Here is a 9,819-nt window from a genome sequence, read left to right on the forward strand (position 1 = left end):
CCCTCTTTCTATATTAGTTTAATTCTTTTAAGAAGCTTGTTCCGTTACCAGTTGATGGTACACCAAAGTTTTCGCTGATTGTTTCTGCGATATCACTGAAGTGACCTTCTGGTAAGTGTGTTGGGTGTTTCAATGATTTGCTGATAGCTAACACTGGAATGTACTCACGAGTGTGGTCTGTTCCCTTGAACGTTGGGTCGTTTCCGTGGTCAGCTGTAATAATTAATAAATCATCTTCTTGCATGTTTTCAACGATTTCTGGAATACGAGCATCGAATGCTTCAAGCGCTTCGCCGTATCCTTTTGTATTACGACGGTGTCCGTAAACCGCATCGAAGTCAACTAAGTTTAAGAAACTCATACCAGTGAAGTCTTTCTTCAATACTTCTACTAGTTTATCCACGCCATCCATATTGTCTTTTGTACGAACGAATTCTGTAATTCCTTGTCCGTTGAAGATATCGTTAATCTTACCAATCGCAATCACATCAAATCCATCTTTCTTCAAGAAGTCTAATGTTGTTTCGCCAAATGGACTTAACGCATAGTCATGACGGTTTGATGTTCTTTGGAAGTTACCAGGTTCACCCACATATGGACGAGCAATGATACGTCCAATCATATATGGATCGTCTTTTGTAATTTCACGAGCGTATTCGCAAATACGGTATAACTCTTCTAGCGGGATAACGTCTTCGTGAGCAGCAATTTGCATTACAGGGTCAGCAGAAGTATAAACGATTAAATCGCCAGTTTCCATTTGGTGTTTACCGTAGTCATCGATAACCGCTGTACCACTGTATGGTAAGTTACATACGATTCCTCTTCCTGAGAACTCAGAAATACGGTCTAATAATTCTTGTGGGAAACCATCAGGGAAAACTCGGAAAGGAGTTTTTATATTTAATCCCATTAATTCCCAGTGACCTGTCATTGTATCTTTACCAACAGAAACTTCTTCCAGTTTAGTATAGCTTCCTTCTGGATGTTCTACTGGTGGAACTGTTTTTAAAGGAGCGATATTTCCTAAACCATAACGTTGCATATTTGGTACGTTTAAGCCCACAGTTTCTGAAATATGACCTAAAGTATGTGAACCTGCATCATCAAATTTTGCAGCATCTGGTGCTTCTCCAATCCCTACAGAGTCCATTACAATGACATGTATTCTTTTAAATTTCATAGATTCCATCTCCAATTTCTTTATTACGAACGAGGATGTGCTTGTTTGTAAATTTCCTTCATTCGTTCGTTTGTAATATGTGTATAAATTTGTGTTGTACTAATATCTGAATGTCCAAGCAATTCCTGAACAATTCGAAGGTCGGCACCCGCTTCTAAAATATGGGTTGCAAAGGAATGGCGCAATGTATGAGGGCTCACTTCCTTTGTAATCATGGCCGTCTGAACGATTTTCTTTAAATTCTTCCAGAAACCTTGACGCGTAAACGGGCCACCTCTGTGATTCAAGAACAAGACATTCGATAACTTCTTCTCGTCTTCTAAAGCTGGACGTGCATACTCTAAGTAATTTTGAATCCAGTTAGTGGCTTCCTGTCCAATCGGGATAATGCGTTGTTTATTCCCTTTCCCAATCGTTTGTAGGAATCCAAGTTCCAAGTGCAAATCACTGAGTTCAATACTGATTAATTCACTCACCCGCATCCCTGTTGCATATAAGAGTTCGAGCATCGCCTTATCTCTTAAGCCTAGAACCGTTGAGGTATCTGGTACCTCCAGCAACCTGTTCACTTCATCGATACTCAGCGCTTTTGGCAACTGCTTCTTCGGTTTTGGTGGATGAATTTGTTGCGTCGGATCTTTTTCTATCATTCGCTCTTGCACGAGAAACTGGAAAAACTTCTTCAGGCAACTAATCATTCGACTTGTTGAACTAACGGCGTATTCATCTTTTTTCAGCTTCTGAAGAAACAGTACCATCGTTGTATGGTCCACATCTTGCAGACGTGCCACCTTTTGTTCTTCTAAAAACTGAGAAAACTTCTCCAAATCACGTTTATAACTTGCAACGGTGTTATCAGATAGTCCTTGAACGGCAATACTATCTAGGAAGTAGTGTATTTCTTTCATCTTCTACCCTTCCTTTTGCTGGCAATTTTTGCAAATCCCGTGAAAAGTTAGACGATGATCCAGCACTTGAAACTGGAATTGCTCTAATACTTTTTGTTCAACATCAACGAGCAAATCTTCCTCGACTTCCTGAATCTGTCCGCATTTCACACATAAGAGATGATGCGCAAAATGACGATTAACGGTTTGTTTCAGATGATAACGGCCAATGCCATCATCAAATAGATTTCTTGAAATGATTCCTAAGTCCGTTAAAATCTCCAATGTTCGATATACCGTAGCTAGTCCAATGTCTGGATACTTCTGCTTCACGTACATGTAAATTTCTTCAGCCGTTAAGAGCTCATTCAGATGTTCTAGAAGGATTTCAACCGTTGCCTGTCTTTGCAGGGTCAGTTTAAAACCTTCTTCTTGTAATTTCTTTTGAATCCCTTCAATAGAAATAGATGACAAGCGACTCGCCTCCACTCATTATTCTTCAATCAGATGGATAAATCCTTCTTCTTGTGTAATTCTTTTTGCTTTTAATAAATTACCAATGGCACGTTTAAATTGCCCTTTACTAATTCCAAAAATCTCTTTAATCGTCTTTGGATCTGTTTTATCCCAATAAGGAAGTGTATGTGTTGGACGATTTTTCAGCATCGCCACAATCATCTCTGCATCGTCTCCAATCGCTTCGTGAGCGCGTGGACGCATCGAAACATTCAGTACACCATCTGGACGTAGGCCAATCACACGGACGGTAATTTCTTCCCCAAGCGTTGGTTCGTACATTCGCTCTGATGGATGCAAGAACAACTTATATCCTTCTGGTGTGATAATGGTTGTTCCTACAAGCCTTACTTGTGTTACCGTTCCAGTTAGGTCTTTATTGAGTTGACCTTTATGACCACGAATCACTTTTTCATTTAATGCTTGACCGTCTCCCATCGTTGCCCATGTGCGATCTTTTTTATCTTTAATCAACGTTACGTATAAACGATTATTTTTCTTTGGCCATAACTCTTTCATACTTGGAAGTTCATCCAATGAAACTACCATATCTTTATCTTCTAAACCAATATCCACGAATACGCCCAAGTCTTTTCTGACTTGTGTCACGCTTGCCCATCCATAACTTTCATTTGTTACTTCAGGAATGTGGAGCGTAAAGACTTTTTTACGGGAAGAATTCTCATATAAAAATCCCGTTACTACATCACCAATCTTTAGTGATTCGGTAGCGTCGTCTTTTTTTAGACGGAATGTTTCTCCACTCTTTTGAACGAAAAAGTACTTTTCATTTTCATCCGTGATAATGGCTTGAACAACGGTCGATAATTCACTTGTCATAACAAACCTCCTTCTTCTACATTTGTCCTTTTATTTTACCACAAAATAGGGCTTACAGTCATTTAACTCCTTGTATTTCTAACGATTTCTCATTATTTTATGAAATGACTTCAAAACACAAAAAAGCTTGAACAACTTTTTTCGGTTTGTTCAAGCTTTTTATTATGATTTAAATAAATTATACGCGAGCAACTTTCATCATGTTTGTTGTTCCTTTAATTCCTAAAGGTACACCAGCAGTGATGATCACTAAATCGCCTTCTTGTGTAGTAAGGTTGTCACGTACTGCTTGCATACAGATTTCGAACATTTCATCTGTAGACTGTGCACGTTCAACGATTACTGGTTTAACACCCCAGATTAATGACATTGCACGTTGTTGACGTTCAGAAGAAGTCACACCTAAGATTGTTGCGTCAGGACGGAATTTAGAAATCATTTTTGGAGTATGTCCTGATTCAGTTGCAGCAACGATTGTTTTCACTTTTAAGTTTTTAGCTGTGTGAGCTACTGAACGACCGATTGCTTCAGCTACATCAGTTTCATCGAATGCTTTTAATTTGAATTTGTCACGTACACGGATTTCTTGTTCTGTACGAACACAGATATTAGCCATTGTACGAACGGCTTCAACTGGGTAATCCCCTGCTGCAGATTCACCAGATAACATAACTGCATCTGTACCATCGAAGATAGCGTTCGCTACGTCACCAACTTCCGCACGTGTTGGACGTGGGTTACGTTGCATTGAATCTAACATTTGAGTAGCAGTAATAACTGGTTTACCTAAAGTGTTACATTTCTTAATTAAAGTTTTTTGAACGATTGGAACTTCTTCTGCTGCGATTTCAACACCCATGTCTCCACGAGCAACCATTAAACCATCTGATACCGCTAAGATTTCGTCAATGTTGTCGATACCTTCTTGGTTTTCGATTTTTGGAATGATTTGGATGTGTGTTGCGTTATGTTCTTTTAATAAATCGCGAATTTCTTGAACGTCTGAAGCACGACGAACGAAACTTGCTGCGATGAAGTCGATATCATTTTCAATACCGAAGATAATATCAGCACGGTCTTTTTCAGTGATACCAGGTAATTTAGTTTTAACGCCAGGAACGTTAATACCTTTTTTATTTTTAACAACACCGCTGTTGTTTACTACGCAGACGATTTCGCCGTTAGCGTGGTCTACTTCAGTAACAGCTAATCCTACTAAACCATCATCTACTAAGATAATTGATCCAGGTTTAACATCGTTGATTAATTCTGGGTAAGTGATAGAGAATTTTTCTTTAGTTCCTAACACTTCAGTCATTGAAATACGAACAACGTCTCCAGTGTGGAATTCAATCGCACCATTTTCCATATCATGTGTACGGATTTCTGGTCCTTTTGTATCTAAAAGAATCGCGATAACGCGTCCTGTTTCTTTACGAATTTTTTTGATTGTGTTGATACGTGCTAAATGTTCTTCATGGTCACCATGAGAGAAGTTTAAACGCGCAACGTTCATTCCTGCTTCTGCTAAAGCTGCTAATTTTTCTGGCGCTTCACTAGCAGGTCCAATAGTACATACGATTTTAGTTCTTTTCATTTTTTCTTGACTCCTTTAGTTTGTTTTAGAATGAAATTTCTTTATTTAGTTGATACAACTCTAAGTTAGGTAAATGTTTGCCGTTTGCTAATGTTTCAACGATATCGCTATAGATAATTTGTTCTGCTTTCACGCCGACACACACGCCACCGATATCTTCTTTTAATAAATCGATTGCTTTGGCACCCATACGACTTGCAAGTACACGGTCACGAGCACTTGGAGCTCCACCACGTTGAACGTGTCCTAATACTGTAACACGTGTATGGAAGTCACTATCGTATTCACGGAGTTTCTTAGCAAGTTCGTCACCAGACATCACACCTTCTGCAAGAATGATTAATGTATGTTTCTTACCGTTCAAGCGACCTTGTTTGATTTCTTTAGCGACAGTTTCTAAATCAAAATCTTGTTCTGGAATCAAAATTTGTTCTGCACCACTGGCAACCCCTGTCCAAAGTGCGATATCTCCAGCACGACGACCCATAACTTCAACGATAAACGTACGAACGTGTGATGTCGCAGTATCACGAAGACGGTCTAGCGCTTCTAATACAGTATTGATGGCAGTATCAAAACCGATTGTATATTCCGTACCTGGAATATCATTGTCGATTGTTCCTGGAACCCCAACAGTTGGGAAACCAAGTTTTGTTAAGGCAACGGCCCCTTGATAGCTTCCGTCACCACCGATAACAACAAGACCTTCAATACCGAATTTCTTTAATTGTTCGATTCCTTTTTCTTGTCCTTCGCGGTTTGCGAATTCTGGATAACGTGCAGAATACAAGAATGTACCCCCGCGACCAATCAAGTCACTCACGTCTGACGGATTTAATTTACGGATATCACCAGCTACTAACCCGGCAAAACCATAGTTAATTCCGTATACTTCAAAACCTTCATAAATACCCTTACGTACAATCGCACGTACAGCGGCATTCATCCCTGGAGCATCTCCTCCACTTGTTAAAACAGCAATGCGTTTCACAAAGATTCACCTCTTAGATTTATTTTTACTGGAACAAGCCCATTTGTTCTCATTTTATCACTTTTTTTTACAAATGTCTTTCATTTTCATAAACTTTTTCATTTTACAATTTTTATACATTCTTTATCTAAAATGTCGACAAGACTAGGAATCAGTTTCGACTCAAGGTTCACACCGTTTGCAAAAGAATTCTTTACGAGAGTTTTACTATTCACGAGGAATAATTCAACAGGTGTCACCCCTTTATATTTAGTCACCAACTGCTTAATCTCAGCATACACTTCAGGAGTATGTTTTTCCGGACGAATCGCGATTTGCAATCTTTTGGCTGAATCTTCAAGAAGCTTATCTGCAAAACTCATCGGATACATGCGGTTTAACTGCAGTTGCCATTGACCTTTTTGTCCTTTCTTCACACGACCTTCCGCTAGAACCATCGTGTTTTGTTGAAGATGTTGATAGACTTCAGCAAGCGTAGACGAAAAGACGACAACATCCATCATACCAGACGCATCTTGTAGCGTGACATATGCCATCTGCTCGCCTTTACGAGTCGAAATTTTACGAATATCCACAATCATCCCTACAAATCGCATATATCCTTCTTCAAAAACGGTTTGTATCGGAGTAATCCATCCACTCTTTACAAGTGGGTCATATTTTGAAGAAGGATGCGGAGAAACTGAAAATCCAAGCACTTCGATTTCTTCTTCAATTCGTTTTAGGAGTGGTTCTTCCTCCACATGTGTGAACGCCACTTCTAAGTCATCTTCTAGCGATAAATTCAAGCCGTGGAACTTCACACTCTTAGCTACAGCATCCACATTTGCTTTCAGCGTTGCCCTTGTTTCACCAAATTCATCAAAGGCTCCTGCATTAATCAACGCAAGTAATAGCGGTTCTTTCGTATATTGAGCGCCCATACGGTAAGCAAAATCTTGGAAACCTTTGAACGAACCATACTCATAACGATTCTTCACGATACTTTCCACAAAGTCTCGTCGAATTCCTTTGATGTTATTGAGCCCAACAATGACGCCACTATCGTCTGCCACAAAGTCTGCAAAACTACGGTTGATACTTGGCGGTAGAATCTTGATTCCTAACTGACGCGCTTCAACAAGATAATCTTGTAACTTCGCTGACTTCGCACTCGCATTTTGAAACAATGCCGTAAAGAATGCCGTTGGATAATTTGCCTTTAAGTACGCTAATTGATAAGACAACATCGCATAAGCTACCGCGTGAGATTTGTTAAATCCATAGTTGGCAAACTTTTCAATATAGTCATATACCGTCTCGGCATCTTCTTGTTTATACCCTTTTGAAAGTGCGCCTTGTACAAATTTTTCTTTTTGGTCTGCGATCGCATCACTATTCTTCTTCCCGATGGCACGACGTAAAATGTCCGCTTCCCCAAGTGAGAATCCAGCCATTTCACTAGCAGCTTGCATAACTTGTTCTTGGTAGACCAAGATACCATATGTTGGTTCAAGAATCTTTTGAAGAGATGCATGAGGATACTGAACAATTTCCGTTCCTTTTTTACGATTAATAAAGTGTGGAATTTGCTCCATTGGGCCTGGACGATAAAGTGCTAGAACTGCGACTAAGTCTTCGAACTCCGTTGGTTTCATGTCTTTCAACACACGACGAATCCCGTCTGACTCGAATTGGAAGATGCCATTCGTTTGTGCCTTTTGGAAAAGTTCAAAAGTACGCGTATCGTCTAAAGGAATCTTCGTAATCTCTATTGCTTTTTTCGTAATCTTCTGGGTTTGTTGAATAGCCTTATGAAGTAATGTCAGGTTACTTAACCCTAGCAAGTCCATTTTAAGAAGGCCAACTTTTTCAACAGCCTGCATCGCATACTGAGTAAGCATCCAATCGGCTTCCTGAAGTGACGCAGAATACCCTTTGTCTCGTTTCATTAAAGGAACGGTCTTTGTTAACACGTCTTGTGATAACACGACTCCGGCCGCATGGACAGACGAATGGCGTGGAAGTCCTTCGAGCGCTCTGGCCACTTGATAGAGCTTACGATTACGTTCACTACTTTCTACATGTTCTCTAAACGCCTTATTTTCTTTATAGGTTTGCTCTAACGTTACTTTCCCTTGAGCGATATTGTTTGAAAACTTCTGAACCGTAATGATGTTTTCGCCAAAGACTTTACACACATCGCGAATCACTTGTTTCGCCCCAAGCGTACCGAATGTCACAATCTGCGCTACGTTTTGGTTGCCATATTTTGAAACGATATAGGCTAAAATATCTTCACGTTTATCATCTGGAAAATCCAAGTCAATATCGGGCATCGTATAACGCTCACGATTTAAGAAACGCTCAAATAGCAAGTTATAACGAATCGGATCTACGCCTGTAATATGCAAGAGGTACGCAACGAGAGACCCCGCTGCAGACCCACGACCAGCACCAGTTTGAATGCCTGTCTCACGCGCATGACGCATAATATCCCAAACGATAAGGAAGTAATCATCAAATCCCATTTCATGAATAACAGCTAACTCTTCTTTGAGACGGTTCACATAAATAGGCGTCGTTACCCCCATTTCAAGCATCGCAGCTTCACATAATTCATAAAGGAACTGTGCACTCGTCTTTCCGCCTGGTACTGGGAATTTAGGAAGCATCGTATCTCTTAGAGGAATTTCCACCACTAAATCTTTTGTAAATTGTTCTAAGTTAGAAAGAAGGACTCCACCTTCTGCCGTTTGAAACACCTTCGTCATCGAAGTCGCTTCTGGCAAAGATTCACTCCCTGTTGCATCTTCTTGTGTAAACGAGAGCGTTTCCCCTAGTCGAATCGCTTGTAACACTTTCCATGAGAAATAATTAGTAGTATTTAAATAACGAGAGGCACTAAAAGCAACTGGCACTACTCCAGCATCTTCAATTCCTGCACGCATCTTGTCGAACTCACCGCGTTCAACCATTTCACGAGTAATCCCTACAGCAATTTCGACACCTGGAAATTCTTCCTTCACAGCACGAAGAACTGATTCGAGTTTACCCTTAGAATGCGCAGCAACCCACTCGCTGTCCATTGGAGGAAGAACGATTTTCACATCCTCGCTATGAGTTGCTATCCACTCAGTCATTTCTGTTGTCCAAGTTAATCCTTGTTGATAAAGGGTTGAAAGTTTCAGGAGGGATTCATACCCCTTAGCACCTTTGGCATAGACGACAAGCATTTCTTTTCTAGAAGCATCACTCTTCCAGGAAATCTCGAATGTACACCCTAGAATTGGTTGGATTCCATTTTGAATACATCGCTCATAAAACTCCACTGCTCCGTGCAACACACCATCATCCGTTAAGGCAAGTTGCTTATAACCTAATAATTTCCCAGTTTCTACATACTCATTCAAACGAATCGTACTCTTTAGTAATGAATAGCTACTGAATACTTGTAAAGTTGTAAATGGCATAGGGCTCCTCCTCTCGTATTAGTCGTCTTATTATAGCATATCTTCCCCTTTCACGCTCCCATTTGGAAAGATTTTTGGCCCATCTATTGTCAAAAGAATCTTGATTGTACTATAATGGGAAATGAAAGAAGGGTTGTCTGTGAAATATATTGTTACCATCATATGGGGATTGATACTTAGCCAAGTGACTTATTATTTAGGAAGTGCACTTTCTCAAACACCTTACAACGTGCAGAGCGCTGTAATCGTAGGAGTGCTCGTAACTGCAGCTATCTTTATCATCCAACACGTATTTATGAAATCAAAAGAAAACAGAAGTTAAGCTTTAAAACTTAACTTCTGTTTTTTTATTT

At 39.9% G+C, this 9,819-nt stretch carries 7 protein-coding genes and 1 pseudogene; 1 reads left to right on the forward strand and 7 read right to left on the reverse strand.

Translation table 11 applies throughout. The annotated features are described in order from the left end of the window. Positions 1 to 13: 13 nt before the first annotated feature. From deoB to O3798_RS06325, 7 genes and pseudogenes are all read right to left on the reverse strand, one after another. Positions 14 to 1,183: a phosphopentomutase gene (deoB, locus tag O3798_RS06295; protein ID WP_371463965.1), complete on the reverse strand. Its 1,170-nt coding sequence runs from the start codon at positions 1,181 to 1,183 to the stop codon at positions 14 to 16. A gap of 23 nt (positions 1,184 to 1,206) precedes the next feature. Next, entirely contained in the window at positions 1,207 to 2,091 is an 885-nt protein-coding gene (gene xerD / locus O3798_RS06300; RefSeq protein WP_371463966.1) for a site-specific tyrosine recombinase XerD, read from the reverse strand. Positions 2,092 to 2,094: 3 nt separating this feature from the next. Further along, positions 2,095 to 2,544 carry a Fur family transcriptional regulator gene (locus O3798_RS06305; protein ID WP_048710112.1) on the reverse strand — a complete coding sequence of 150 codons (450 nt, stop codon included), beginning with the start codon at positions 2,542 to 2,544 and terminating at the stop codon, positions 2,095 to 2,097. An 18-nt stretch (positions 2,545 to 2,562) separates the two neighbouring features. Further along, the gene (locus tag O3798_RS06310; protein WP_371463967.1) at positions 2,563 to 3,426 is read right to left on the reverse strand and encodes a S1 RNA-binding domain-containing protein; all 864 of its coding nucleotides are present in this window, start codon (positions 3,424 to 3,426) and stop codon (positions 2,563 to 2,565) included. Between the two features lie 181 nt (positions 3,427 to 3,607). Then, positions 3,608 to 5,023, reverse strand: a pseudogene (gene pyk, locus O3798_RS06315) (pyruvate kinase); the annotation flags it as partial. Between the two features lie 25 nt (positions 5,024 to 5,048). Then, complete coding sequence (pfkA, locus tag O3798_RS06320; RefSeq protein WP_285251888.1) at positions 5,049 to 6,014, reverse strand: 6-phosphofructokinase; 966 nt, start codon at positions 6,012 to 6,014, stop codon at positions 5,049 to 5,051. 98 nt (positions 6,015 to 6,112) lie between these two features. Then, positions 6,113 to 9,466 (reverse strand): DNA polymerase III subunit alpha, encoded by a 3,354-nt coding sequence (locus O3798_RS06325; protein ID WP_371463968.1) that lies wholly within the window; start codon positions 9,464 to 9,466, stop codon positions 6,113 to 6,115. Positions 9,467 to 9,605: 139 nt separating this feature from the next. Here O3798_RS06325 and O3798_RS06330 point away from each other — a divergent pair, with 139 nt between their 5' ends. Beyond that, complete coding sequence (locus O3798_RS06330; RefSeq protein WP_048710128.1) at positions 9,606 to 9,788, forward strand: YjzD family protein; 183 nt, start codon at positions 9,606 to 9,608, stop codon at positions 9,786 to 9,788. Positions 9,789 to 9,819 lie beyond the last annotated feature (31 nt).

The organism is Granulicatella sp. 20925_1_45 (assembly GCF_041433555.1).
GTDB lineage: Bacteria > Bacillota > Bacilli > Lactobacillales > Aerococcaceae > Granulicatella.

Bases quoted from the DNA above. Each gene is read 5' to 3' on its own strand.
- O3798_RS06310 (WP_371463967.1), bottom strand. From the start codon at position 3,426: ATGACAAGTGAATTATCGACCGTTGTTCAAGCCATTATCACGGATGAA.
- deoB (WP_371463965.1), bottom strand. From the start codon at position 1,183: ATGAAATTTAAAAGAATACATGTCATTGTAATGGACTCTGTAGGGATT.
- xerD (WP_371463966.1), bottom strand. From the start codon at position 2,091: ATGAAAGAAATACACTACTTCCTAGATAGTATTGCCGTTCAAGGACTA.
- O3798_RS06325 (WP_371463968.1), bottom strand. From the start codon at position 9,466: ATGCCATTTACAACTTTACAAGTATTCAGTAGCTATTCATTACTAAAG.